The sequence below is a fragment of the Tardiphaga robiniae genome (genome assembly GCF_001618955.1).
Taxonomy (GTDB): domain Bacteria; phylum Pseudomonadota; class Alphaproteobacteria; order Rhizobiales; family Xanthobacteraceae; genus Tardiphaga; species Tardiphaga robiniae_A.
This window is the reverse complement of the sequence record NZ_LVYV01000012.1, coordinates 327,425-351,523: the sequence shown is the minus strand read 5'-3', so window position 1 is coordinate 351,523 and position 24,099 is coordinate 327,425. Positions and strand designations below refer to the sequence as shown.

The window sequence follows — 24,099 nt, the reverse complement described above, 5'->3', positions numbered from 1 at the left end:
TCGAACGCAAGACCAAGAAACGCGCCAAGAAAATATCCAAGGGAATAGTTATGAATATCGTCCAGCCGAAGCCGCCCACGCTCTCCCCCGAAACCATTGCGCGCTTCCGGGCCATCGTCGGCGACAAATACGCCATCACCGATCAGGCCGACGTGCATCAATACGTCACCGAGGATCGCAACCTGTTTTTCGGCACTTCGCCGCTGGTGCTGCGCCCGGGCTCGACCGCCGAAGTCGCCGCGATCTGCAAACTCGCCACCGAGACCCGCACCGCACTGGTGCCGCAGGGTGGCAATACCGGCCTCGTCGGCGGCCAGACGCCTTATGGCGGTGAAGTCGTGCTGTCGATGCGCCGGATGGACAAGGTGCGCGATCTGGACACTTCGTCCAATACGATGACGGTGGAAGCCGGCCTCGTGCTGCAGGTCGCGCAGCAGCGCGCCGCGGAAGCCGACCGGCTGTTTCCGTTGTCGCTGGGCTCGGAGGGCAGCTGCACCATCGGCGGCAATCTCTCCAGCAATGCCGGCGGTACGACCGCCCTGGCCTATGGCGTGGCGCGCGAAATGGCACTCGGCCTCGAAGTCGTGCTGGCCGATGGCCGCATTCTCAATGGCCTGTCGAAGCTGAAGAAGGACAATACCGGTTACGACCTGCGCAACATCTTCATTGGCGCCGAAGGCTCGCTCGGCATCATTACCGCCGCAACGCTGAAGCTGTTTCCGAAGCCGCGCGCGGTCGAGACCGCCTTTGTCGGCCTGAAGTCGCCGGACGATGCGCTGAAGCTGCTCGGCATCTCCCGCTCTGAGGCCGGCGGCAATCTCACCAGTTTCGAACTGATCGCCGATATCGCGGTGGATTTCAGCGTCCGCCACGGTATCGGCATTCGCGACCCGCTCTCCAGCAAGCACGTCTGGTATGTACTGATGGAATTGTCGTCGGGACGCGACGACGCGCGCGCGACACTGGAAGCGATCCTCGAACGCGGCTTTGAAGACGGCATCGTGGATGACGCCGTGATCGCCGAGAACATCGCCCACCGTCAGGCGTTCTGGAAATTGCGCGAGGAAATCTCGCCGGCGCAGAAGCCGGAAGGCGGATCGATCAAGCACGATATCTCAGTGCCGGTCGCTTCCGTGCCCGCATTCATCGCCGAAGCCAATGCTGCGGTCGTGAAGCTGATGCCCGGCGCACGTCCGGTGCCGTTCGGCCATCTCGGCGACGGCAACATCCACTACAATGTCACGCAGCCCAAGGAGACGCTCGGCGACAGCGACGGCCGCGAGAAATTCCTGGCGCGCTGGCACGACGTCAACGAAGTCGTCTTCGACGTCGTACTGCGCATGGGCGGCTCGATCTCCGCCGAACATGGCATCGGCCAGATGAAGGCGGCTGAGCTGCCCTCGGTGAAGGATCCCGTCGCCATCGAACTGATGCGCAGCCTGAAGGCGATGCTGGATCCACTGAACATCCTCAATCCGGGCAAGGTGCTGCTGCCGGTGCAACATTGAAAGTTGCCCGGCTCGTCGACACCGATATTCAGGCGGTCATCCAGCTCTGGCTGCGCTGCGGACTGGTGCGGCCCTGGAACGATCCGGAGGCCGATATCAGGCTGGCGCGCGCCGGCACCAATGCCGATGTCCTGGTTGGTCGCAAGGGAAAGGCCATCGTCGCCTCCGTGCTCGTCGGCCATGATGGCCATCGCGGCTGGGTCTATTACGTCTCGGTCGATCCGGACCAGCAGCGCCAGGATTTCGGCCGCGGCATCATGAGCGCAGCCGAAGACTGGTTGCGCGAGCGCGGCATCGAGAAAATGCAGCTCATGGTGCGTTCGGATAATACCAAGGTGCGGGCGTTCTACGAGTCGCTTGGCTATGGCGAACAGAAGCGCGTGATCTATGCCAAGTGGCTCGACGGGCGGCCGCTGACGCCGTGAGCTAGAACAACGAGCCCTGGCCGTCGTCCTCGCTCACCACGACCCTGCGCGGCGCCCTCGTCGGCTTCACCTGCTCTACAGCGGCTTCTTCCGCCGAGATCGGCAGGATCAGTTGCGCATCGTCATTGGCCACCTTGTTGACGGCCATCGCCACCGGATGCCAGGCGAAGGTGCCGTCTGCGGGCGCAGCGAGCATCGTCATCACGTCGGACGCACTATCCGAACTGCAATCGAGCCACTGGCCGAAATGATCGGGTGCGATCGTCACCGGCACGCGATGGTGCAGTACCGACATCCCGGTGCTGGCTTCTGCGGTGATAAGCGCAACCGTGTCGACTTCTTCGCCGTTCGGTCCCATCCAGGTCTCGGCAAGACCCGCGAACCCCATCGGCCCACCTGCACGTGGGTGGATAAAATACGGTTGTTTTCGTTCACCGCGGTTTTGCCATTCGTAATAGCCATCGGCCGGAATCAGACAGCGGCGGCGGCGAATCGCGTTTTTGAAGGCCGGCTTTTCTTGCACCGTCTCGGCGCGTGCATTAATCAGAAGCGTAAACTTCCGCGGGTCCTTGACCCAGGAGGGCAAAAGGCCCCATCGCATTAGACGGAAATGCCGGGATCCGTTTTCAACGATGACAACAGGAACCGGCTGCGTCGGCGCAATATTGTACCTCGCAGGAAAATTCGGTTGCTCGATATAACTGAATACCTGCCGTAACGCTTCCGGCGCTGATGTAATGACAAACCGCCCGCACATTCTCGATCCGCAATCCTGCCTCTTCAGGCGGTTTTAACCCAAAACACCAACAGTGCGACATATGACCCTGACGGCCATACAACCGGCGCAGCATGACCATCACGATCTGGCCAGTGCCGGTGCCGGCCCCGTCGCGTCAGCTGCCGAGCTGATGGCCGCCAATATTAATCCGCGCACGGGTCTGGCGACCGACTATCTCAATCACTTCAATGAAGCCATCATGTTGCTCGAGCTGATCCCGGACATGCCGGACTGCTATGAGCTGTTCCTGGAATGGCAGCCGCTTAGCTATGCCGAGCACTTCATCAAATCCAACTTCAAGGCACGCGATCTCGCCATCGCATCCTATGAGGCTGCACGCCCGGCCATCCGTGCAGAATTCGATGCGCTGGTCGCGAACATGACGCAAATCCTGACGACTGTCGGCGAAGCCATGCGAACCGTGCAGCAGGACCGGACCCGCGCCATGCTGGCCGAACAGGCTGCCGGCTGGGTGAAACCCATGGTCGGGACTGCCGGCGGCATCATCAACGGCCGCGATCAGGAATCTGACGTCGATAGCATCATGGCGCAATGACCTCGTGACCGACACGCCTCCCGCCCATCCGCAACTCGCCACCAGCGCCGCCATCTTCCGCGACGGCAAGGTGCTGCTGGTCCGCCGCGCCCGCTCGCCCGGCAAGGGCTTCTATTCGCTCCCCGGCGGACGCGTGGAATTTGGCGAATCCCTCGCCGTCGCGCTCGCACGCGAGGTGATGGAGGAAACCGGGCTGACCATCGATATTGTCGGCCTGTCCGGCTTCCGCGAAGTGCTGCCCAACGACAAGGTCGCGGGGCATTACCTGATCATGTCCTTTGCCGCTCGCTGGGTGGCTGGCGAGCCCGAGCTAAATGACGAACTTGACGATTTCCAGTGGGTCGCGCCGGACGATCTCGGCGCCTTCAAGACCACCGAAGGCCTCGGTCCGATCCTTGCCATGGCGGAAGATCTGGTCGGACCATAAATAGCTCCTTGCCGCACCGGCAGCGCTGCCTTGCTTCAGACGCCTTGAAAAGGCATATCAGCCGGGTTCCGGGACCATTCATATTGAAGCATCTGCTCATCATTCTGACGATTGTGACGTTCTGCGCTGGCTCTGCCCGGGCACAGGACGCGGCTGCGCCGTTCGACAATGACCTGCAGCGGATGTCAGAAATTCTCGGCGCGCTGCATTACTTGCGCGGCATCTGCGGCAATAACGAAGGCAACAAGTGGCGCAACGAGATGCAGGCGCTGGTCGATGCCGAAACGCCGTCGGGCGAGCGCCGCACCCGCATGATCGCTGGCTTCAACCGTGGCTATAACGGCTTCCAGCAGACCTACCGGACCTGCACGCCTGCCGCCAGTATCGCGATCCGCCGCTATATCGACGAAGGCTCGCGGATCTCGCGCGATCTCACCGCAAGGTATGCGAACTAGATGAAGCCACATGCGATCGACACTGTCTTCTTCGATCTCGACGGGACGCTGACCGATCCCAAGATCGGCATCACGGGCTCGATCCAGTATGCGCTCGGCAAGCTCGGGCTTCCCGTCCCGACACAGGATGAACTGACCTGGTGCATCGGCCCACCGCTGCGCGCCAGCTTCGTGGCGCTGCTCGGCGGCGAGAAAGATGCCGACCGCGGCGTCGAACTCTATCGCGAGCGGTTCGGCACGATCGGCCTGTTCGAGAACACGCTTTATGATGGCATCATCGCGACACTCGATACGTTGCACGCAACAGGCCGCCGGCTGTTTGTCGCCACCAGCAAGCCGCATGTCTTTGCGGACCGTATCGTCGACCACTTCGGCCTGCGCAAGTATTTCACGCGCGTATTCGGCTCGGAGCTCGACGGTACTCGCGTCGACAAGAGCGATCTGCTGCGCTACGCGCTTGATGAAACCTCGACCGATCCCGCACGTGCGATCATGATCGGCGACCGCAAGCACGACATTATCGGCGCCGCGAATAACGGCATTCCGGCGATCGGCGTGCTCTATGGCTATGGCGGCCGCGAGGAGCTGACCTCCGCGGGCGCTCGGCATCTGGTTGCCTCGCCTGCAGAGATTCCAGGTTACATCGACTAACGCACCACTTAGTGCTTCCCCGCGCCCATATAGCCAAACAGGAATCCCGCGACCTTGCGTTTCTGGATTTCTTCGCTGCCTTCGGTGATACGGTAGCGGCGGTGATGGCGATAGATGTGCTCGAACGGCTTGTGGCGTGAATAGCCCATGCCGCCATGCACCTGCATCGCACGGTCGGCAGATTCGCAGCACAGCCGGTTGGCCCAGTAGTTACACATCGACACCTTGTCCGACAGCGTGTGTTCGACCTGCGCCTGGGTGAGCTGATCCATCTCCCACGCCGTCTTGCGGATCAGAAGGCGCAGCATCTCCGCCTGCGTGGCGAGTTCGACCAACGGAAACTGGATACCCTGATTGCGCGCCAGTTCCTCGCCGAACGGTTTCCGCTCGCGCGCGTATTTCACGCTCTCATTGATGCAATAGACAGCGGCGCCGAGCGAACTCGCGGCTTGGCGGATGCGGTTCTCATGCACGAAGCACTGCGCCAGTGACAGACCACGACCGATCTCGCCGAACAGCGCATCATCCGGCACGAATACATCGGTGAACGACACGCGCGGATGGTCCGTGGGCATGTTGAAGGTCCACATATATTCTTCGATCTTCACACCTGCGGCCTTGGCCGGCACCAGAAAACAGGTGATGCCGCGGGCATCGCCGTCATTCCCCGATGTGCGCGCGAACAGCGCGCAATGCGTCGCCACATGCATGCCCGTGGTCCACATCTTCTCGCCGTTGATGACCCAGCCCTTGACGCCATCACGCGTCGCCTCGACGGCCGTCGTCTCCATATGCGTGGCGTCGGAGCCGTGTTCGGGTTCGGTGAGGCCGAAGGTGATGCGATATTTGCCGGTGATCGAGCCCTCGATCATCTCCTTCTGGTCGTCGCGGCCATAGCGGTCCAGCATCGTCACCAGCGGCAGATTGCCGACAATGGAGTGTTCGTTCTGCAGATCGTTGTGCAGGCCAAGACCCTTGGCGGCGAAATGCTCGCGGATCACGGCCATCCAGAGATTGCTGCCGTCCTTGCCGCCATAGCGCTTCGGGATTGCAAAGCGCAAATGGCCGGCATTGTCGGCGAGATTCTTCGCCTGACGCAGCAGCTGCTCCCATTCATGCCGCGGCAGCCCGCCATTGTCGAAATCGGTGCGCGCCCATTCGCGGCGATGATCGAAGAAGCGGATATTGTCATCCCGCTCTTCGAGCGGCTTGATCTCGCGCAGGATGAATGAATCGAGTTCGGCGAGATAGGCGACCAGATCGGCCGGCAGGGAAAAATCCAAGGCACTCTCCCGATTGTTTTCCGAGCTTTGTTGCTCTTGTTAATCGAGCGATTAAGATGGCATCGTCCGATCAAGTCAAGCGCGCCCGCGCGGCGTAAATTCTGCCTAACGAAAAACAAAAGGGAGGCCGCGATGGCTCTGCAATTCTCAACTGTGACCCGCAAGGGACCGATCACCATCGTGACACTGTCACGCCCGGAAGTTTACAACGCGCTGCACACCGACGCGCATAACGAGCTGCACGAGGTATTCAACGACTTCGCTAGTGATCCCGAACAGTGGGTGGCGATCGTCACCGGCGCCGGCGACAAGGCGTTCTGCGCCGGCAACGATCTGAAGTGGCAAGCCGCCGGCGGCAAGCGCGGCTGGAACACGTCGGGCTTCGCCGGCCTCACCGCGCGCTTCGATTGCGACAAACCGATCATTGCTGCGGTGAACGGCGTTGCCATGGGCGGCGGCTTCGAGATTGCGCTGGCCTGCGACCTCATCATCGCTGCGGAAAATGCGACCTTCGCACTACCCGAGCCACGCGTCGGCCTTGCCGCACTCGCTGGCGGCCTACAGCGGCTGCCGCGCCAGATCGGCATGAAGCGCGCCATGGGGATGATCCTCGCCGCGCGCCATGTGAAGCCACAGGAAGGCTATGAGCTTGGCTTCGTCAACGAGGTGGTGCCGCAGGGCGAAGCTCTGAACGCCGCGCTGCGCTGGGCCGAGACCATCTGCCAGAACTCACCGATGTCCATCCGCGCCTCCAAGCAGGCGATCCAGAAGGGCATGGCGGTGTCGCTGGAACAGGCGATCACCGAGCAGCGCGAATATCCGGCGGTGAAGGCGATGGCGGCATCGGAGGATTACGTCGAAGGACCGAAGGCATTCTCCGAAAAGCGCAAGCCGAACTGGAAGGGGAAGTAGCGCTTCGGCGCTTACTTCGGTTCCAGCTCGCGCTTGTAGGAACCATAGTTCGGCTGATCGACGGCGAGCTTCGCCAGTGTCGTCTGCCACAGATGCTCCTTCACACCGGGTGTAGTGAGATCGACATCACCTTGCGCGATACGGTCGGCGAGATCCTGGTTCAACCCGTCGAGCGTGCCATGCACGCCGAGCAGCATCGTGAGCCCATGCAGCTCGGCGGCGTCGCTGTCGCCGGCGAGCGTCAGTTGCCGGGTCACCAGATCAAGCGCGTTGATCGCGACACGCAGCTTGAAGGCGGCATGGCCCGAGATTTGAGGTGCAATGTCGTTGCGGAGAAACTCCGCGACGGCCTTCACCAGTTCGTCCGGCCTCGGTTCATCCTGCATGTCTTTAACCTCGCGGTGCCAACAGCCTGAGCAGATCAATCTCGGTTTCCGACGACCGCCGCCCGATCATCGCGCGCTCCATCGAATGATCCGGCCCGAGACGAAACCGCTGCATCATGCCAACGCACATCACGCCCCAGCGCAGCGTGCCCATCACTTCCCAGAATTTCACCCGCTGTGCATCGACAGCGATCCCGCTAGCCGCTTCGTAACCAGCGAACAACTCTTCATAAGTACCAAACCCGCCAACCGGCTTGTCGATGACACCGAAGCGCCAGGAATTGACGCAGATCCAGCCGAGATCCTCCATGGGATCACCGAGATGGGCCAGTTCCCAATCCAGCACGGCGCGGACGCCATCGGGCCCGACTATCAGATTGCCATGGCGGAAATCGCCATGCACCAAAGTGACGCGTTCTGATGGGCCGGGATCGTTGCCGCGCAACCAGCGTAGCGCCAGCTGGAACACCGGGCGCGGCCAGCCAAAACCGTCGATCTCACGCTGCAATTCGGCGATTTCTGCTGCGGCATTCATGCGGCGCAGTTGCGGCAGGCTTGCAGCGGACAGCCCGTGAATGCCGGCTAGGATCTCGCCGCATTGCCGGGCGAGTTTGGGCCGCGCTCCGGCGAATTCATCGTCGCGCAAAATTTTGCGCGGGATGGTTTCGCCAGCGACTCGCTGCATGATGAAGCCTGTTCCCAGATCGTCATCCGGTTTGAGAACATGCAGCACCTTCGGCGACGGCACACCGGCATCATGCGCGAGTTGCATGAGTACCGCTTCCGCATCGAGGCCCGCAGCACGGCCGGGCGCAGCGCCATACCCCGACGGTGCGCGGCGCAGGATCGCGCCGATGGCACCATCGGGATGCATGATGTCGAACGACCACGTCTCCTGACTGGCGCCGCCGGACAGCCGCACTGCGGATGTCACGCCTGCCGCGCCGGGACACCACGCCGCCGCACTGCGCGCCAAAAGCTCCGCGACGGACGCCGTGCTCAAGGCTTACTGGCCCGTGAACTTGGCCGGACGTTTTTCCAGGAACGCCGCGACGCCTTCCTTGAAGTCCGGCGAAGCACCGGCGGCGCGCTGCGATTTGACCTCGAGATTGATCTGGTCCTCGAAGGAATTCTCCGGGCTTTCCCAGTAGAGCTTGCGGATCAGCGACAGTGCGATGGTCGGGCCGTTGGCGAGTTCATGGGCGAGCTTCATGGCTTCATCCATCAGCGCCGCATCGTCATAGACGCGGTTGACGAGGCCCCATTCCAGCGCCTTCTCGGCCGGCAGCTTTTCGCCAAGCAACGACAGTTCGACCGAACGCGCCTTGCCGATCAGGCGGGGCAGGATCCAGGTCGAGCCGCAATCCGGCACCAGGCCGATACGGCGGAACGCCTGCAGGAAATAGGACGAGCGCGCGCACAAAATGAGATCGCCCATCAGCGCGAAGCTCATGCCGGCGCCGGCGGCGGGGCCATTCACCGCGGTGACGATCGGGCAATGCAGGTTCTGCAGCCGGCGCAGGAACGGATGGAAGGCGGTCTCCAGCGTGGCGCCGGCGTTGCTGCGCGCCTTTGTGAGCTGATTGTTGCGCCCCTGAAGATTGGCGCCCGTGCAGAAGGCACGGCCGGCACCGGTGAGCACCACGCAGCGCACGTCCGCCTTGCGATCATCGATCTCGTCCAGCGCCTCGCCGAGGCCGCCGAGCATGTCGACCGACACCGCGTTCATCACCTCCTGATGATCGAGCTTCAGGATGGCGACATTGCCGTCGAAATCGAGCGTGACGTGTTTGAACTGCATGGTTTCCTCGCGAGATGATCCGCGTGTTTATTCCGCGGTGTGGAAGCTTTGTCTGGGCATGATCTGATCCGAAAACCGGCATCCACTTTTCGGGATCATGCGATTGTATGTCAGGCGGCATATTTGATTTTTCGGACGCGCTTGTCCATGCTTCCCGGGGAACACCAGCCCACCAACGGACGCACGGCATAACGCGCGCCAAACATGGAAACGCTGACATGGCAACGTCTACACAGATATTCGACCTCAGCGGCCGCGTGGCCGTCATCACCGGCGGTAATGGCGGTATCGGCCTCGGCATCGCGCAGGCGCTGGCCACCGCCGGTTGCAATGTCTCGATCTGGGGCCGCAACGCCGAGAAGAACAAGGCGGCGGCTGCCAGCATGGCGAACTGTACCGGCAAGGTCGACACGCTGGTTTGCGACGTCACCGACACCGCCTCGGTGAAGGCGGCGATGGATGCCACGCTCAAAAAATTCGGCCGTGTCGACGGCTGCTTCGCCAATGCCGGCATCGGTGGCGGCGGCCGGCATAATTTCATCGACCGCACCGAAGAGCAGTGGCGCACCATGTTCGCCACCAATCTCGACGGTGTCTTCCATGCCTTCCAGGTCGCCGCACGACATATGACGGAACGCGCCGAGGCCGGCGACAAGTTCGGCCGTCTGGTCGCGACGTCAAGCCTCGCCTCGATCTTCGGCACCGCGCGCAACGAGCACTATGCGGCGACCAAGGCGGCGATCAATGCGCTGGTCCGCGCGCTCGCGGTCGAGCTGGCGCGTCAGGGCGTGACAGCGAATGCGATCCTGCCGGGCTGGATCAAGAGCGACATGACCGCAGGAATCATGGGCAACGAGAAATTCGTCGCCAATGTGATGCCGCGCATTCCGTTGCGCCGTTTCGGCGAACCGTCGGACTTCGGCGGCATCGCTGTCTATCTGATGAGCAAGGCGTCATCGTATCATACGGCGGATACGTTCGTGATCGATGGCGGGTATACGGCGTTTTAGCTTTCTTCCCTCTCCCCTTGCGGGAGAGGGTGCCTGAGCGAAGCGAAGGCGGGAGAGGGGTGCAGCGACGCGCGGACTCCGCGGGCCCCTCTCCCGTCTCGAACCCGCTTCGCGTGTTCGATCCATCCTCCCCTGCAAGAGGGGAGGGGAAAGAAAGTGCTTCTGCTACGACGCCACCGCCTCCTTTGGCCGCGCCCCCACCGTCATCGCGAATCCCTCATAGTCCTTCGCGGCGATATCGTTGCAAATCTGCCGGTAGACGCCGACGCCGCCAATATAGGGCATGAATATCTGCGGCTTGCCGGGAATATTCGCGCCCATATACCAGGAATTAGCCTGCGGATAGAGCGTGCCAGCCGCCACCTCGTTGACATGAGCGACCCATTTGTCCTCCGCGGAACGCGTTGCCTCGATCACCTCTGCGCCACGGTCACGCATGTAAGCGACGCAGTCGGTGATCCAGTCGACATGCTGCTCGATGGACACGATCATGTTCGACAGTACAGATGGCGAGCCAGGGCCGGTGACTATAAAGAGGTTCGGGAAGCCGGCGCTCATCAAGCCGAGATAGGTTCGCGGGCCTTCGGACCATTTGTCATTCAGCGTCTGGCCACCGCGGCCGCGAATGTCGATCTTGGCGACCGAGCCGGTCATCGCGTCGAAGCCGGTGGCGAGCACCAATGCGTCGACCTCGTAATCCTTGCCGCCGGTGCGCAAGGCATACGGCAGAATCTGCTCGATCGGATGGGCCTTTATATCGACCAGCGTCACATGCGGGCGATTGAAGGTCGCATAGTAATCTGTGTCGACGCAGATACGTTTGGAGCCAACCGGATGATCGATCGGCTGCAGCAGCCTTGCCGTTTCGGGATCGCTGACGATCTCTGAAATTCTCTCGCGGATAAAATCGGCCGCGGTATCGTTGGAGCGCTGATCCAGGACCAGGTTATTGTAGACGCCCATGAAGGTAAGCCCGCCCGATGTCCATCGCGCATGATACTTCTCACGCCTTTCATGCTCCGGATCGTCGAGCGCGCCGCGATCCGGAATCGGCTGCACGATGCCGTTCTTGAAATCCTCGCGCGCCTGCCGGCGAATCTCCGGATAGTTGTCGCGAAACGATTTGCGCTCATCATCGGTGAGTGGCGCGTTGCGCGCCGGCACGCTGAAATTCGCGGTGCGCTGGAACACAGTGAGCTGGCTCGCCTGTTCGGCGATCAGCGGGATCGACTGGATCGCCGACGAGCCGGTACCGATGACGCCAACGCGCAGGCCGGTGAAATCGACTGGCTCATGCGGCCAGTTTCCGGTGTGATAGACCTTGCCCTTGAAATCCTTCATGCCCCTGAATTCGGGCGTACGCGCATTCGACAGGCAACCCGTCGCGAGCACGACATGCTGCGCGATGGTGGCCTGACCATCGGAAGTCGTCACCGTCCATCGATTGGCGCGCTCATCGAAAACTGCAGATTTGACCGTCGTGTTGAACTGGATGTCCTTCCGCAGATCGTAGCGATCGGCGACATGGCCGGCATAGCGCAGGATTTCCGGTTGCGGCGCATAGCGCTCGCTCCAGTCCCATTCCTGCTGCAATTTGTCATCGAACGAGAACGAATACTGCATGCTCTCGACGTCGCAGCGCGCGCCGGGATAGCGGTTCCAGTACCAGGTGCCGCCGACATCGCCGCCCTGTTCGAACACCTTCACGGCAAGACCGAGGCCACGCAATTTGTACAACAAATAAAGCCCCGCGAACCCGGCGCCGACGACCACGACATCGATACGCGCGTTCTGATGTGAGACAGGTTGCGGCTGAGCAGCGGCCATGCATTCACTCCCGGATTTTTTGCTTTGCTTGTTATGGGCAGCATTTCCCGCATGACGCGAAAGCGCAAGCAGGAAATCGGGCGTCGTTGCCCCGGTATTTTGCCAGGCGGAATGCCCCTCGTCCGCTTGGCATCGCCCTTCCCCATACGCTAGCGTTCATCACGAACTCGCCACATGAAGCGGGTCACAAGAGATTCAGGGAGACACGCCGATGAAGTCGCCGATCTGCGAGATGCTGGGCATCGAGTTTCCGCTACTCGCTTTCAGCCATTGCCGCGACGTGGTCGCCGCCGTCAGCCGCGCCGGCGGCTTCGGTGTGCTCGGCGCCACCGCGCATTCGCCGGACACGCTGGAGCAGGAACTGAGGTGGATCGACGATCACGTCGACGGCAAGCCCTATGGCATAGACGTTCTGATCCCCGAAAACATCTCCACCGCAGGCGAGAAGGACGTCACCTGGAAGTCGCTCGAGCGCCGCATCACACCGGAACATCGCGACTTCACCAGGAGCCTGCTGAAGAAATACGGCGTCGATCTCAAAATCACCGAAGTCTCCTCCGATCAGCCGCAGCCATTCGATGGCGAGACTGCGCTGCGGCTGCTCGACGTCTCCTTCAACCATCCGATCCGGCTGATCGCCAATGCACTCGGCGTGCCGCCGAAGGCGATGATCGAGATGGGCAAAGCCCATGACGTCCCGGTGGCGGCGCTCGTCGGCGCCAAGGAACATGCGATCCGGCAGGTTGCGGCCGGCGTCGATATTCTCGTGGCGCAGGGCACCGAGGCCGGCGGCCATTGCGGCGAAGTCTCGACCATGGTGCTGGTACCGGAGGTGATCAAGGCCATCAAACCGATGCGCGAGGTGCCGGTGCTGGCCGCCGGCGGCATCATGACCGGGCGGCAGATGGCCGGCTGTATGGCGATGGGCGCGGCCGGCGTCTGGACCGGTTCGGTATGGCTCGCGACCACGGAATCCGAAACCTCCGAAATCTTTCGCGAGAAGATGATTGCCGCCTCGTCGCGCGATGCAATCCGCTCCAGGGGACGCACAGGCAAGCCCGCGCGGCAGTTGCGCTCGGTCTGGACCGATGCCTGGGATCGCGGCGAAGACAGTCCCGGCGCACTGCCGATGCCACTGCAGAGCCTGATCAGCCGCGACGCTTTCGCCTCCATCGATCGGTCAGCCGCAGCGGGCAATGCACAGGCACGGGATCTGGTCAGCTATTTCGTCGGGCAAGGCGTCGGCCTGATTGACAGCGTCAAGTCGGCGGGCGCAGTTGTGCAGGAGTTCAAGGAGGACTTCGCCGAAGCGGCGGAGCACCTTACCATGCTGGTTTCGGAATAGAGGCAAGAGCAAGAACAATGGTAGTGTCGAACCCACCTGAAGACCGCATCCCCGTCATCGTCGGCGTCGGCGAATTTTCGGATCATCCGAAAGAGCTCACTGCGGGGCTTGAGCCGCTCGCACTGATGATCGAGGCGCTGAAGCGCGCGGAACAGGATTCAGGCGCAAAACTTCTCAAGGATATCGACTCCCTCGACATCGTGAACTTCCTGAGCTGGCGTTACACCGCACCGGAGAAGCAGCTCAGCGAGAAGCTCGGCATCAATCCGAAGCACGCCTATTACGGCCCGGTCGGCGGCGAAAGCCCGATCCGCTACATTCATGAAGCAGCCAAGCGTATCGCGCGCGGCGAATCGCAGGTCGCGGCGATCACCGGCGCTGAATCGCAGGGCACCGCGACCAAAGTCGAACGCGCGAAGGTTGACCTGCCCTGGACACCCTTCGCCAAGGATGCGCCGGAGCCGCTGCGCGGCGCCAACTATCAGAAGCCGATGGCCACCAAGCTCGGCGTGGCCAAACCGGTCACGGTCTATCCGTTCTATGAAGCCGCCTCTGCCGCGCATTGGGGCCAGACGCCGCGGGAGGCGCATCGCGAATCCGGCGAGTTGTGGTCGCGTTATGCAGGCGTTGCCGCGACCAATCCGGAGGCGTGGATCAAGAAGGCTTATACGCCCGACGAGATCACCACACCGACACCGGACAACCGGCTGATCGCCTGGCCCTATACCAAGCTGATGGTCGCCAATCCAATGGTGAACCAGTCGGCGGCGATCCTCGTCACCAGCCTCGCGAAGGCGCGCGCTGCGGGCGTGCCCGAGGATCGCATCGTGCATATCTGGGGCGGTGCCTCGGCCGAAGAGCCGCGTGACTATCTTGACCGCGATCAGTATGTCGAAAGCCACGCGCAGAATGCCGTGCTGAAAGTCGCGATGGATCTGGTCGGAGGCTCCGGCAGGAATTTCGGCGCCATCGAGCTCTATAGCTGCTTCCCCTGCGTGCCGAAGATGGCCCGCCGCACCCTCGGCCTTGGCAGTGACGTGCAGCCGACTGTGACCGGCGGTCTGACGTTCTTTGGCGCGCCACTCAACGACTACATGGCGCATGCCGCCTGCGCGATGGTGCGCAAGATTCGCGCCGGTACCAAGACGGGATTGCTTTACGCGCAAGGCGGCTTCGTCACCAAGCACCACGCACTGGTGGTGTCGAAGGACGCGCCGAAACAGCCGCTCGCGCAAGATACCAATGTGCAGGCTGACGCCGACCGCAACCGCAAGCCCGTTCCGACATATGTCACCGAGGCCTCGGGCAACGGCACTGTCGAAAGCTTCACGGTGATCTATGGCCGCGGTGGCGAGATCGAACACGGCGTGGTGATCCTGCGCACTGCTGCCAATGAACGCACGCTGGCGCGTGTGCCGGTGCAAGACCAGGCGACGCTGGCGTTTTTGATGGATCCGGACAAGACGCCCGTGGGATCTTCAGGCGCGATCAGCACGGCGGGTGATGGCGTGCTGGAGTGGCGAAAGGCGCCGTAAAGCGAGATGACCAAATTCATTCCAAAAGATGCAAACTTCGAGGCCCGTGTGCAGGCGAGCTTCGCCCGCCAAACGGCGATGGCGACACTGGGCATTGAAGTTGCTCGCCAGGCAGCCGGTGAAGTCGAACTCAAAATGCCGTACAACACCGCCTATACGCAACAGCATGGGTTCATTCATGCCGGCATCATCACGACAGCGCTGGATACAGCCTGCGGGTATGCCGCCTTCTCGCTGATGCCGGACGATGCCGCGGTGCTAACCGTCGAATTCAAGACCAATTTTCTGGCCCCGGCCCGCGGCGAACATTTCCTGTTCCGGGCCCACGTGCTCAAGCCCGGCCGAACCATAACTGTTTGTGAGGGCCAGGCCTTTGCGGTGGAGCGAGGCGAAGAGAAGCTGATCGCAGCAATGAGCTGCACCTTGATGGCGCTGTTCGATCGCGAGGGCATCACGCACTAGACGATCGCAAACGCAGGGAGCGCTATGCCAGACATATGAGCCCGGCATAGCGAGGCGTCGACGCCCTACCCCTTTACTTCCTTCTTCTCCGTCTCCGCCGTCGGCTTGCCGCCCTTCGGAGCATTGCTACCGCCGGTGATACGGACCTTGTCGCCGTCGTTGAGGCCATCCGGCGGTGCGATAACGATGCGGTCGTCGGCGGTGACGCCGGACGCGAGTTCAATGTCTCGGCCGAGATCCCTGGCGATGGTCACGGTCTTGAACAGGATCTTGTCGTCCGGTCCAACGGTTGCGACGCGCAGGCCGCTCTTGTTGAAGATCAGTGCCGAGGCCGGTACATGCAGCGGTGCAGAATCGCGCGCGAGGCTCATCTTCACATTGGCATAACCACCCGGCAGCAATTCGCCGTTGGGGTTGTCGAGCACAAGCTGCATGCGCGTGGTGCCCGACGCCACATCGACCGATTGCGACGAGGCCTCCACCGTGGCCGGGAATGTCTTGTTCGGATGATCGGGCACGCTAATGATCGCCTTGGCGCCTAACCTGATCGCCGGCACATAGCTCTGCGGCACGTCAACATAAACGCGCAGCTTCTTGATATCAGATACCACGAACATCGCGGCGCCGGTTCCGGTGCCACCCGAGATCAGCGCGCCGACGTCGGTGTTGCGCTGGGTGACGACGCCGTCGAACGGCGCGGTGATCTTCTTGTAACCGGCCAGCGCTTCCAGCCGCTCAACATTGGCCTGACCGGAATTCACGGCGGCGCGCTTGTTGTTCAGATCGGCGGTGCGTTCGTCGATTTCCTGCGCCGAGACGAAATTCGATGCCACCAGCGTCTTGCGGCGGTTCAGCGTCGCTTCCGACAGTTTGGCGCTGGACTGCTGGCTGACAAGATCGGCACGGGCCTGCAGCAACTGCTGATCGAGGTCCGGGGCTTCGATCTCGGCGATCACCTGGCCGGATTTGACCTGTGCACCGATATCGGCGCTCCAGCTCTTCAGATAGCCCGAGACGCGGGCAAAAATCGGCGCGCGGTAATAGGCTTCGAGCCGGCCGGGCAGATCGAGCGACGCGTTGAGGACGCGGGCATCCGGCGGAGCCACAGCGACCGTCGGGATCGCCTGATCGTCGGTCCAGGCCTTCAGGTCGGTCTCGGTCTTGGCGCGGGCCATGATACCGGTCACGACGATGGCACCGGCGGCGCACAGGCCAATCACTCCGACCAGGCCGAGCTTGCGGCGTGACACCGGGGGGGTCTGCTCAGTGGGCATGCAAAGTCTCCGAGGTAGCCACGTCAGCCGCAGGCTGATTTTCGGGCTGCTGTTTCTTGTGAACCATGCTGAACACCACCGGCACGAACATCAACGTGGCGATGGTAGCAAAAATCAGGCCGCCGATGACAGCGCGGCCAAGTGGCGCATTCTGCTCGCCGCCTTCGCCCAGCCCGAGCGCCATCGGCGCCATGCCGATGATCATGGCCAGGGCCGTCATCAATACCGGGCGGAAGCGGACGAAACCGGCTTCGGACGCGGCCTTGATGGGGTCGCCGAGGATCGCGTAGCGTTCGCGGGCAAAGGAAATCACCAGCACCGAGTTGGCCGTTGCGACACCCATACACATGATGGCGCCGGTCAATGCCGGAACCGACAGCGTGGTCTGCGTCGTGAACAGCATCCAGACGATACCGGCCAGTGCCGCCGGCAGAGCGGTGATGATCACGAACGGATCGGACCAGGACTGGAAGTTCACGACGATCAAGAGATAGATCAGCACGATAGCGCCGAGCAGGCCGAACAACAGGCCGGCAAAGGCGCTGTTCATGGTCTGCACCTGACCGAGCAGCGCCACATTGCTGCCCTTCGGCACATCCGCCTTGGTTTCTTCCAGCACCTTGTAGATATCGTTGGACACGGAGCCGAGATCGCGACCCTGCGTGGTGGCATAGATCTGCACCATCGACTGGATGTCATATTGCGACACCACGGCATTCGAGGTCGAGCGATTGATGCTGGCAATGCCGCCGAGCATCGGGGAGTTGTTGCTGGCATTCACGGCCGTGATCGGCAGCGTCTCCAGCGCACCCAGCGAATCCAGTTTGTATTGCGGCGTCTGCATCACGATGGAATAGGACACGCCGTTATCAGGACTGAGATAATAGGTCGGCGCGACCTGCGATGAACCTGCGAGGTTGACCACGAGGCTGTTGGTGACATCGCGCTCGGTCAGGCCGACATACTGCGCACGGGTGCGGTCGACATCGATGTTGAAGCCGGGATTGTTCGGCGACTGCTGGATGCGCGCATCGGCAATGCCGGGAATGCGACGGATCTTGCCGAGCAGCTTGTTGGCATATTCGAAATTCGCCGCGAGATTCGCGCCGCGGATCTGCAGGTCGATCGGGGCCGGGGCGCCGAAGTTCAGGATCTGGCTGACGATGTCCGCAGGCAGGAAGGCAAAGCTCACGCCGGGGAACTGCCGCGGCAGTTGCTCGCGCAATTGCCGCACATATTCCTCGGTCGGTCTGTGGCCTTCCTTCAGCTTGATCTGGAAGTCGCCATCCTGCGGGCCGATCACGCCGGTGTTGTTATAGGTCAGATTGATGCCGGAGACGGGCATGCCGATATTGTCGGTCATGGTCTCGATCTGATCCGGCGGAATGATCTTGCGCACCGCCTTGGTGATATCGGCGAACTGGTTAGCGGTTTCCTCGATGCGGGTACCGACCTGGGCACGGACATGCATCAGGATCGCGCCGCCGTCGACCGACGGGAAGAAGTTGCGGCCAAGGAACGGCACCAGCAGGAACGACACGGCGACGACGCCGAGGAAGCCGATCACAAAGACCGGGCGACGTGCCAGCGCCATATCCAGCAGGCCGTGATAGCTGCCGCGGATACGCTCGAAACCGGCCTCGAAGCCACGCTGGAAGCGCACCAGCGGATTGCGGGTCGGCGGCTTCTCGCCGTCATGATGGACATGCGGCTGCAGCAGATACTTGGCCATGGTCGGCACCAGCGTGCGCGACAGCAGGAACGACCAGACCATCGCGAACATCACCGCTTCGGCCATCGGCACGAACAGGAAGCGCGCAATACCGTTGAGGAAGAACATCGGCACGAAGACGATACAGATACAGAGAAGCGATACGAAAGCAGGCGTCACGATCTGCGCCGCACCGTCCATGATCGAGGTCTCGACGTCCTTGCCCTGCTCCAGATGGTAATTGATGTTCTCGATGGTCACCGTCGCGTCATCGACGAGGATGCCGACTGCGAGCGCCAGACCACCCAGCGTCATGATGTTCAGCGTTTCGCCGATCATCGACAGCATAATGATGGCGCCGAGCACCGCGAGCGGGATCGACACCGCGATGATGACGGTGGAACGCCAACTGCCGAGGAACAGCAGGATCATCACCGACGTCAGCAAGGCCGCGATGACGCCTTCCACGGCCACGCCCTCGATGGCGCCGCGCACGAAGCCGGATTGGTCGCCGATATAGCTGATCTTCAACGCGTCCGGCAGCGCCGCGCGATAGTCGATCACCTTCTGCTTGATGCCGGAGATGATATCGAGCGTGGAAACCGAGCCCGCCTTGAGCACCTGCATCAGCACCGAGCGATTGCCATCCACATGCACGATATTGGTTTGCGGCGGATTGCCGTCACGCACGGTGGCGACGTCATCCACATAGACCATGGCGCCGTTGACGCTCTTGATCGGCAACCGGCCGAGTTCTTCGATTTTCAGCGGCGAATTGTTGAGGTTGATCGTGTATTCGAACTCGCCGATCTTCTGCGTGCCGACCGGCGTGATCAAGTTCTGCGCCGCCAGTGCGTTGGCGACGTCCTGACCGGACAGACCGCGGGCCTGCAGCGCGCCGGGATTGAGATCGATCTGGATCTGGCGCTGCTTGCCGCCGAACGGATACGGAATCGCGGCACCGGGCACGGTGACCAGCGGGGTACGAAGCTGGTTGATGCCGATATCGGCGAGGTTCTGTTCGGTAAGACCGTCACCCGACAATGCGACGTTGATGATCGGCACCGTCGAGGCCGAATAGTTCAGGATCAGCGGCGGCGTGGCGCCGGGCGGCAACTGCTTGATCAGCGTCTGCGAGATCGCGGTGACCTGCGCATTGGCGGTGCGGATGTCGACATTGGGCTGGAAGAAGATCTTGATGATGCCGAAGCCAGCATAGGAATTGGCAGTGATATGCTCGATGTCATTGACCGTGGTGGTCAGTGCGCGCTGGAACGGCGTGGTGATACGGCCGGACATTTGATCCGGAGGGAGGCCGGTATACTGCCAGACCACGCCGATGACCGGGATGCGGATGTCAGGGAAAATATCGGTAGGTGTGCGAAGCGCGGCCAGCGGCCCGACAATCAGCAGCAGCAGGGCCAGCACCACAAAGGTGTAAGGCCGGGTCAGGGCGATGCGCACCAACGAGATCATGAACGGGTAGTCCTCGATACATTGACGAGAGGGGCACTGCGGAAGCCCGCCTGCCCACGATCGAATTCACCTGTTTAGAGAGATCGTCCGCATCCGATTAGTGAGCCGGGCCGGCATAAGCCTATCGGCTCGGTTCATGAATGAACGGGCAATCCTCTTGCATGAAGGGCTGCGAACGAGCGGTTTCCGCGCCTGTCCACGCCAGCAGATTTACCCGACCTGCGACAAAATAGCTAACGCGCGAAGCCTCACGGCAATTCACTTCAGCGGTATTGTTAATCGTTTCCGAGCCGCCGTGGCGTCCGCACCACAGTTTTAGGCTTAAAAAGACGCGGTTGCGGCTCGCGACATGCAAGGTGTCATGGGCCGGTCAAGATGAACTATCTGTAATGCGCGCGACGCAAGCAGCGCCCTGCCTATTCGGGCAGCCTGTCGCCCCGGGATTGGGCGACATCCATCAGGTCATCAGGCCAAGCGCATCTTCAAAAAAAGCCGGTCCACCGAAATTGCCGGACTTCAGCGCCAGCAGCATCTGGCGTTCCGCCGCGCCGACTGCGCGCAACACCGGCACACCGGCGGCGATTTCCGCACCGACCAGAAAACCCGGAATGCCCAAACGATCCACGACAGCGCCGGATGTTTCGCCGCCAGCCACGACGAGCCGTTGTACGCCGGCGCGGACGAGACCTTCAGCGAGATCGGCCATCGCCTGCTCGATGGCATGGCCCGCAGCATCGCGGCCATGGCGCTTTTGCAGGGCCGTCACCTGATCCGGCGTCGAACTGCTGGCGATCAGGACTGGACCCTTGCCCAACCGCTCCTTCGCCCAGCCGAGCGCGCGCTGAACTTCCGCGCCGCCGGCAATCACCTGTTCGGGATCGAGATGCAGCACCGGCATCACCTGTTCGGCGCGCGCGATCTGCTGCAGCGTCGCCTGCGAACAACTCCCAGCCAGACAGGCTGCAGCGCCACCCACAGGCGTATCCTTGATCGAGGTCGCTGCATTCGCCTTGACGCGCCCGGACGCGACCAGTGCACGCGCCAGACCAAGCCCCATGCCGGAAGCACCGACAGAGACGCGATGACCCAGGGCGACCGCACCGATGGTTTCCAGATCGCTGGCAAACACGGCGTCGATGATCGCCGCGCCAAAACCATTCTCCGACAGTCCATCGAGATGCGTCCGCACCACGTCGGCGCCGCAGGCTACAACCCCGAGATCGACCAGCCCGATATTGGTCACACTCTGCCGTGCCAGCACACGGACGAGATTGGAGTCATGCATCGGATTGAGCGGGTGATCCTTCAGCGGGCTCTCGTTCAGCGGCACGGCGCCAACGAACAGATTGCCCTGATAGACCGTCCGGCCGGTCTCGGGGAATGCCGGCGTCACCAGCACGATACTGTCACCGGAATCGATCCGCAACGCATCCATCACCGGGCCGATATTGCCGGCATCGGTGGAGTCGAATGTCGAGCAGATCTTGAACAGCACATGATCCGCGCCGCGGCTGCGCATCCATTTTTCGGCGGCGCGCGATTTCTCCACCGCCTTGCTGGCCGCGATCGAGCGGCTTTTCAGCGACACGACAACGGCATCGACCTCCGGCAGCTGCAGATCATCAGCAGGAATGCCGATGGTCTGCACCGTGCGCAGACCGCAGCGGGTCAGCGTGTTGGCCAGGTCGGACGCACCAGTATAGTCGTCAGCGATACAGCCCAGCGCCAGCGTCATGCTTGCACTCCGGCATAGGGCTTGAACCAGCCAAGTCCTGCGACCGTGTCGCCGGCCGGGCGATATTCGCAGCCGACATAATTGTCGTAGCCGATCCGGTCGAGTTCATCGAACAGGAACGGATAGTTCAGTTCCTCGCCGGACGGCTCGTTGCGCGACGGCACGCTGGCGATCTGGATATGCCCGATCCACGGCAGCATCTCGCGCAGCCGCATGGTGACGTCACCGTGCATGATCTGGCAGTGATAGATATCGAACTGCAGCCCGAGATTCGGAATCTTCATGTCAGCGATGATGTCACGCGCGAACATGAAGTCGTTGAGAAAATAGCCGGGCACGTCGCGCGGGTTGATGGGCTCAATCACCACGTCGACGCCATGTTCGCCGAGAAAATTCGCGGCCCATTCAATGGATTTGCGGAAAGCCGCCACGGCCTTCGGATCGCGACGATCGGCGAGACCTGCCATCATGTGCAGGCGGCGGACATTGGTGGCCAGAGCATAAGGCAGTGCCGTGTGAATGCTCTGCCTAAGCTCATCGAATTTGTCGGGACGCGCGGCAAAACCCTTTTCGCCGGCATTCCAGTCGCCGGGCGGCAGATTGAACAGCACCTGCTTCAAGCCGTTGCGCTCCAGCCGTTCGGCAATCGCCTCCGGCGGATGCTCGTAGGGGAACAGGAACTCCACCGCAGTAAAGCCTGCCTTGGCCGCGGCATCGAAGCGATCGAGGAACGCGTGTTCGTTGAACATCATGCTGAGATTGGCGGCGAAGCGGGGCATCGATCGTCCTCGTGTTCTTAATTCGGCTCGCCCGGCAGCTTGGTACCGGTGACCTTGGCATACATCCGCGCCACCGACGCATCGTCGTCGCGGCCCATGCCCGAGGCCGAAGTCATCAGGAACATCTGCAGCGCCGCGGCAGAGACCGGCACCGGGAATTTCGCCGTACGCGCCATGTCTTGAATGATACCAAGATCCTTGACGAAAATATCGACCGCGCTGCGCGGCGTGTAATCACCATCGAGCACATGCGGCATGCGGTTCTCGAACATCCAGGAGTTACCGGCGGAGGCGGTGATCACCTCGTAGACCTTGCGGATATCGAGACCCTGCTTGGCGGCAAACGCGATGGCTTCCGAGGCGGCGGCGATATGTACGCCTGCGAGGAGCTGGTTGATCATCTTAAAAGCGGCGCCCTGCCCGGCGGCATCACCGAGTTCGTAGAGCTTGGCGGCCATCGCATCGAGCGCCGGCCGCGCCTTGGCAAAGGCAGCCTCGCTGCCGGAGGCGAGAATGGTGAGCTCGCCCTGCGCCGCGCGCTGTGCACCGCCGGAGATCGGGGCATCGAGGTAATGCCGGCCGGTGGCTTCGAGATCCCCGGCAAGGCGGCGGGCGACATCGGGATCCATCGTCGCGGACGATACGAATACCGCGCCTTTCGGCAGCGTTTCGGCAACGCCATCCGTCCCGAACAGGATGGTCGCCGTCTGCGCGGCATTGACGACGACGCTGACGACGATATCCGCGCCCTGCGCAGCGCCGGCGGGGGTATCCGCGCCCTGCCCGCCATCGGCCACGAAGCGCTTCACCGCATCCGCCGAGACGTCACAGCCGGTCACCATGAAGCCGGCCTTCTTGAGCGACAAGGCCATGCCATAGCCCATCGACCCCAGACCAATAACGGCGACGCGAGGTTTCTCAGAACTTGGTTTTTCAGATGCAGGTGACATGCAGCAATTCCCTAGGGGTCCTCGATGGCCAGCTTGAGGCGGCCTTGCCTCTCGGTAACACGGCTTGGCCATCCTGCCAAAGCGTGGGAAAAAGCGTCACGAGGAAATGCCGAGAAAAGACCGAGGACATCCGGTGACTGACACAAAGCTGCGTGAAGAGATCTGCCGGCTCGGCCGCTCGCTGTTCGACCGCGGGCTGACGCCGGGCTCATCCGGCAATATCAGTGTGCGCTGCGATGATGGCGGCTGGCTTGTGAGCCCGACCAATGCGTCACTGGGTTCACTCGATCCGGCCCGGCTGTCGCGCCTCGACAGCAACGGCCGCCTCATGTCTGGCGATGCGCCGACCAAAGAGGTTCCGCTGCATACGGCACTGTATGAGACCCGCAGCGCCGCCCGCGCCGTGGTGCATCTGCATTCGACCCATTCGGTGGCGGTGTCGATGCTGCCGGAGATCGATCCGCGCGCCGCGCTGCCACCGATGACGCCGTATTACCTGATGAAATGCGGCGCGACGGCCCTGGTGCCGTATTATCGGCCGGGCGATCCGGCCGTGGCCGACGCCATTAAGGGCCTCGCCGGCAAATATTCATCGGTGCTGCTGGCCAATCACGGCCCGGTGGTGTCCGGCGACACGCTGGAAGCAGCGGTCCACGCCATCGAGGAACTCGAAGAAACCGCGAAACTCTATCTGCTGCTGCGCGGGCTCAACCCGCGGCACCTGACGCCGGCGCAAGTGAAGGATCTGGTGGCGACGTTCGGGCTGGTTCTGCCGGATCATGACGCGCATGGGCACTAGTCGCCCACGTCCTT

Annotated in this window: 23 protein-coding genes; 12 read left to right on the top strand and 11 right to left on the bottom strand. The window is 62.1% G+C overall.

Annotated elements, in window-relative coordinates:
• Window positions 1-50: 50 nt before the first annotated feature.
• Both A4A58_RS14880 and A4A58_RS14875 read left to right on the top strand, forming a co-directional pair.
• Window positions 51-1,508 (top strand): FAD-binding oxidoreductase, encoded by a 1,458-nt coding sequence (locus A4A58_RS14880; protein WP_068733305.1) that lies wholly within the window; start codon window positions 51-53, stop codon window positions 1,506-1,508.
• Complete coding sequence (locus A4A58_RS14875; protein WP_068733303.1) at window positions 1,505-1,933, top strand: GNAT family acetyltransferase; 429 nt, start codon at window positions 1,505-1,507, stop codon at window positions 1,931-1,933. Before A4A58_RS14880 ends, A4A58_RS14875 begins: the two co-directional genes overlap by 4 nt.
• Before the next feature lies 1 nt (window position 1,934).
• Here the strand turns inward: A4A58_RS14875 and A4A58_RS14870 are convergent, their stop codons facing one another.
• Window positions 1,935-2,690, bottom strand: coding sequence for an SOS response-associated peptidase (locus A4A58_RS14870; protein WP_068733301.1), 756 nt, complete (start codon window positions 2,688-2,690; stop codon window positions 1,935-1,937).
• Window positions 2,691-2,751: 61 nt separating this feature from the next.
• Between A4A58_RS14870 and A4A58_RS14865 the strand changes: the two genes are divergently transcribed.
• The 4 genes from A4A58_RS14865 (at window position 2,752) to A4A58_RS14850 (ending at window position 4,800) form a co-directional block, all read left to right on the top strand.
• The gene (locus tag A4A58_RS14865) at window positions 2,752-3,267 is read left to right on the top strand and encodes a hypothetical protein (RefSeq protein WP_068733299.1); all 516 of its coding nucleotides are present in this window, start codon (window positions 2,752-2,754) and stop codon (window positions 3,265-3,267) included.
• A gap of 4 nt (window positions 3,268-3,271) precedes the next feature.
• Complete coding sequence (locus A4A58_RS14860) at window positions 3,272-3,694, top strand: NUDIX hydrolase (protein ID WP_068733297.1); 423 nt, start codon at window positions 3,272-3,274, stop codon at window positions 3,692-3,694.
• 80 nt (window positions 3,695-3,774) lie between these two features.
• Window positions 3,775-4,149: a TIGR02301 family protein gene (locus tag A4A58_RS14855; RefSeq protein ID WP_068733757.1), complete on the top strand. Its 375-nt coding sequence runs from the start codon at window positions 3,775-3,777 to the stop codon at window positions 4,147-4,149.
• A gap of 15 nt (window positions 4,150-4,164) precedes the next feature.
• Window positions 4,165-4,800, top strand: a complete 636-nt coding sequence (locus tag A4A58_RS14850) for an HAD family hydrolase (protein WP_068733755.1) — start codon at window positions 4,165-4,167, stop codon at window positions 4,798-4,800.
• Window positions 4,801-4,808: 8 nt separating this feature from the next.
• Here A4A58_RS14850 and A4A58_RS14845 read toward each other — a convergent pair whose 3' ends face one another.
• Complete coding sequence (locus A4A58_RS14845) at window positions 4,809-6,083, bottom strand: acyl-CoA dehydrogenase family protein (protein WP_068733295.1); 1,275 nt, start codon at window positions 6,081-6,083, stop codon at window positions 4,809-4,811.
• A 132-nt stretch (window positions 6,084-6,215) separates the two neighbouring features.
• Here A4A58_RS14845 and A4A58_RS14840 point away from each other — a divergent pair, with 132 nt between their 5' ends.
• Window positions 6,216-6,995, top strand: a complete 780-nt coding sequence (locus A4A58_RS14840) for an enoyl-CoA hydratase-related protein (RefSeq protein WP_068733293.1) — start codon at window positions 6,216-6,218, stop codon at window positions 6,993-6,995.
• 11 nt (window positions 6,996-7,006) lie between these two features.
• Here the strand turns inward: A4A58_RS14840 and A4A58_RS14835 are convergent, their stop codons facing one another.
• The 3 genes from A4A58_RS14835 to A4A58_RS14825 are packed head-to-tail and all read right to left on the bottom strand — an operon-like array spanning window position 7,007 to window position 9,182.
• Complete coding sequence (locus A4A58_RS14835; protein WP_068733292.1) at window positions 7,007-7,381, bottom strand: DUF6285 domain-containing protein; 375 nt, start codon at window positions 7,379-7,381, stop codon at window positions 7,007-7,009.
• A 4-nt stretch (window positions 7,382-7,385) separates the two neighbouring features.
• On the bottom strand, window positions 7,386-8,384 hold the full coding sequence (locus A4A58_RS14830; protein WP_192855909.1) for a phosphotransferase family protein: 999 nt from the start codon (window positions 8,382-8,384) through the stop codon (window positions 7,386-7,388).
• A gap of 3 nt (window positions 8,385-8,387) precedes the next feature.
• On the bottom strand, window positions 8,388-9,182 hold the full coding sequence (locus A4A58_RS14825) for an enoyl-CoA hydratase/isomerase (RefSeq protein WP_068733289.1): 795 nt from the start codon (window positions 9,180-9,182) through the stop codon (window positions 8,388-8,390).
• A 218-nt stretch (window positions 9,183-9,400) separates the two neighbouring features.
• Between A4A58_RS14825 and A4A58_RS14820 the strand changes: the two genes are divergently transcribed.
• A complete protein-coding gene (locus A4A58_RS14820) occupies window positions 9,401-10,192 on the top strand; it encodes an SDR family NAD(P)-dependent oxidoreductase (protein ID WP_068733287.1) in 792 nt (263 codons plus the stop codon).
• A gap of 165 nt (window positions 10,193-10,357) precedes the next feature.
• On the opposite strand, the gene A4A58_RS14815 is transcribed toward A4A58_RS14820, so the two are convergent.
• Window positions 10,358-12,019, bottom strand: coding sequence for a flavin-containing monooxygenase (locus A4A58_RS14815; RefSeq protein WP_068733285.1), 1,662 nt, complete (start codon window positions 12,017-12,019; stop codon window positions 10,358-10,360).
• Between the two features lie 211 nt (window positions 12,020-12,230).
• On the opposite strand from A4A58_RS14815, the gene A4A58_RS14810 reads away from it, so the two are divergent.
• The 3 genes from A4A58_RS14810 to A4A58_RS14800 are packed head-to-tail and all read left to right on the top strand — an operon-like array spanning window position 12,231 to window position 15,361.
• Window positions 12,231-13,364 (top strand): nitronate monooxygenase, encoded by a 1,134-nt coding sequence (locus tag A4A58_RS14810; RefSeq protein WP_068733283.1) that lies wholly within the window; start codon window positions 12,231-12,233, stop codon window positions 13,362-13,364.
• Window positions 13,365-13,381: 17 nt separating this feature from the next.
• Complete coding sequence (locus tag A4A58_RS14805; protein ID WP_068733281.1) at window positions 13,382-14,899, top strand: acetyl-CoA acetyltransferase; 1,518 nt, start codon at window positions 13,382-13,384, stop codon at window positions 14,897-14,899.
• 6 nt (window positions 14,900-14,905) lie between these two features.
• A complete protein-coding gene (locus A4A58_RS14800) occupies window positions 14,906-15,361 on the top strand; it encodes a PaaI family thioesterase (RefSeq protein ID WP_068733279.1) in 456 nt (151 codons plus the stop codon).
• Window positions 15,362-15,426: 65 nt separating this feature from the next.
• On the opposite strand, the gene A4A58_RS14795 is transcribed toward A4A58_RS14800, so the two are convergent.
• The 5 genes from A4A58_RS14795 to ltnD all read right to left on the bottom strand — a co-directional run bounded on the left by A4A58_RS14795 (window position 15,427) and on the right by ltnD (window position 23,286).
• A complete protein-coding gene (locus A4A58_RS14795) occupies window positions 15,427-16,635 on the bottom strand; it encodes an efflux RND transporter periplasmic adaptor subunit (RefSeq protein ID WP_068733277.1) in 1,209 nt (402 codons plus the stop codon).
• Window positions 16,625-19,822: an efflux RND transporter permease subunit gene (locus A4A58_RS14790; RefSeq protein WP_068733275.1), complete on the bottom strand. Its 3,198-nt coding sequence runs from the start codon at window positions 19,820-19,822 to the stop codon at window positions 16,625-16,627. The genes A4A58_RS14795 and A4A58_RS14790 overlap by 11 nt, the downstream gene beginning before the upstream one ends.
• Before the next feature lie 457 nt (window positions 19,823-20,279).
• The gene (otnK, locus tag A4A58_RS14785) at window positions 20,280-21,557 is read right to left on the bottom strand and encodes a 3-oxo-tetronate kinase (protein ID WP_068733273.1); all 1,278 of its coding nucleotides are present in this window, start codon (window positions 21,555-21,557) and stop codon (window positions 20,280-20,282) included.
• Window positions 21,554-22,336: a 2-oxo-tetronate isomerase gene (gene otnI / locus A4A58_RS14780; RefSeq protein ID WP_068733271.1), complete on the bottom strand. Its 783-nt coding sequence runs from the start codon at window positions 22,334-22,336 to the stop codon at window positions 21,554-21,556. The genes otnK and otnI overlap by 4 nt, the downstream gene beginning before the upstream one ends.
• A 17-nt stretch (window positions 22,337-22,353) precedes the next feature.
• Complete coding sequence (gene ltnD / locus A4A58_RS14775) at window positions 22,354-23,286, bottom strand: L-threonate dehydrogenase (protein WP_068733269.1); 933 nt, start codon at window positions 23,284-23,286, stop codon at window positions 22,354-22,356.
• A gap of 133 nt (window positions 23,287-23,419) precedes the next feature.
• Between ltnD and A4A58_RS14770 the strand changes: the two genes are divergently transcribed.
• Window positions 23,420-24,085 carry an aldolase gene (locus A4A58_RS14770; RefSeq protein WP_068733266.1) on the top strand — a complete coding sequence of 222 codons (666 nt, stop codon included), beginning with the start codon at window positions 23,420-23,422 and terminating at the stop codon, window positions 24,083-24,085.
• The last annotated feature ends 14 nt before the right edge of the window (window positions 24,086-24,099 follow it).

Coding starts and splice junctions, on each gene's coding strand:
- A4A58_RS14880 (WP_068733305.1), top strand. CDS start 51: ATGAATATCGTCCAGCCGAAGCCGCCCACGCTCTCCCCCGAAACCATT.
- A4A58_RS14870 (WP_068733301.1), bottom strand. CDS start 2,690: ATGTGCGGGCGGTTTGTCATTACATCAGCGCCGGAAGCGTTACGGCAG.
- A4A58_RS14865 (WP_068733299.1), top strand. CDS start 2,752: ATGACCCTGACGGCCATACAACCGGCGCAGCATGACCATCACGATCTG.
- A4A58_RS14840 (WP_068733293.1), top strand. CDS start 6,216: ATGGCTCTGCAATTCTCAACTGTGACCCGCAAGGGACCGATCACCATC.
- A4A58_RS14835 (WP_068733292.1), bottom strand. CDS start 7,381: ATGCAGGATGAACCGAGGCCGGACGAACTGGTGAAGGCCGTCGCGGAG.
- A4A58_RS14825 (WP_068733289.1), bottom strand. CDS start 9,182: ATGCAGTTCAAACACGTCACGCTCGATTTCGACGGCAATGTCGCCATC.
- A4A58_RS14820 (WP_068733287.1), top strand. CDS start 9,401: ATGGCAACGTCTACACAGATATTCGACCTCAGCGGCCGCGTGGCCGTC.
- A4A58_RS14815 (WP_068733285.1), bottom strand. CDS start 12,019: ATGGCCGCTGCTCAGCCGCAACCTGTCTCACATCAGAACGCGCGTATC.
- A4A58_RS14810 (WP_068733283.1), top strand. CDS start 12,231: ATGAAGTCGCCGATCTGCGAGATGCTGGGCATCGAGTTTCCGCTACTC.
- A4A58_RS14805 (WP_068733281.1), top strand. CDS start 13,382: ATGGTAGTGTCGAACCCACCTGAAGACCGCATCCCCGTCATCGTCGGC.
- A4A58_RS14800 (WP_068733279.1), top strand. CDS start 14,906: ATGACCAAATTCATTCCAAAAGATGCAAACTTCGAGGCCCGTGTGCAG.
- A4A58_RS14795 (WP_068733277.1), bottom strand. CDS start 16,635: ATGCCCACTGAGCAGACCCCCCCGGTGTCACGCCGCAAGCTCGGCCTG.
- A4A58_RS14790 (WP_068733275.1), bottom strand. CDS start 19,822: ATGATCTCGTTGGTGCGCATCGCCCTGACCCGGCCTTACACCTTTGTG.
- otnK (WP_068733273.1), bottom strand. CDS start 21,557: ATGACGCTGGCGCTGGGCTGTATCGCTGACGACTATACTGGTGCGTCC.
- otnI (WP_068733271.1), bottom strand. CDS start 22,336: ATGCCCCGCTTCGCCGCCAATCTCAGCATGATGTTCAACGAACACGCG.
- ltnD (WP_068733269.1), bottom strand. CDS start 23,286: ATGTCACCTGCATCTGAAAAACCAAGTTCTGAGAAACCTCGCGTCGCC.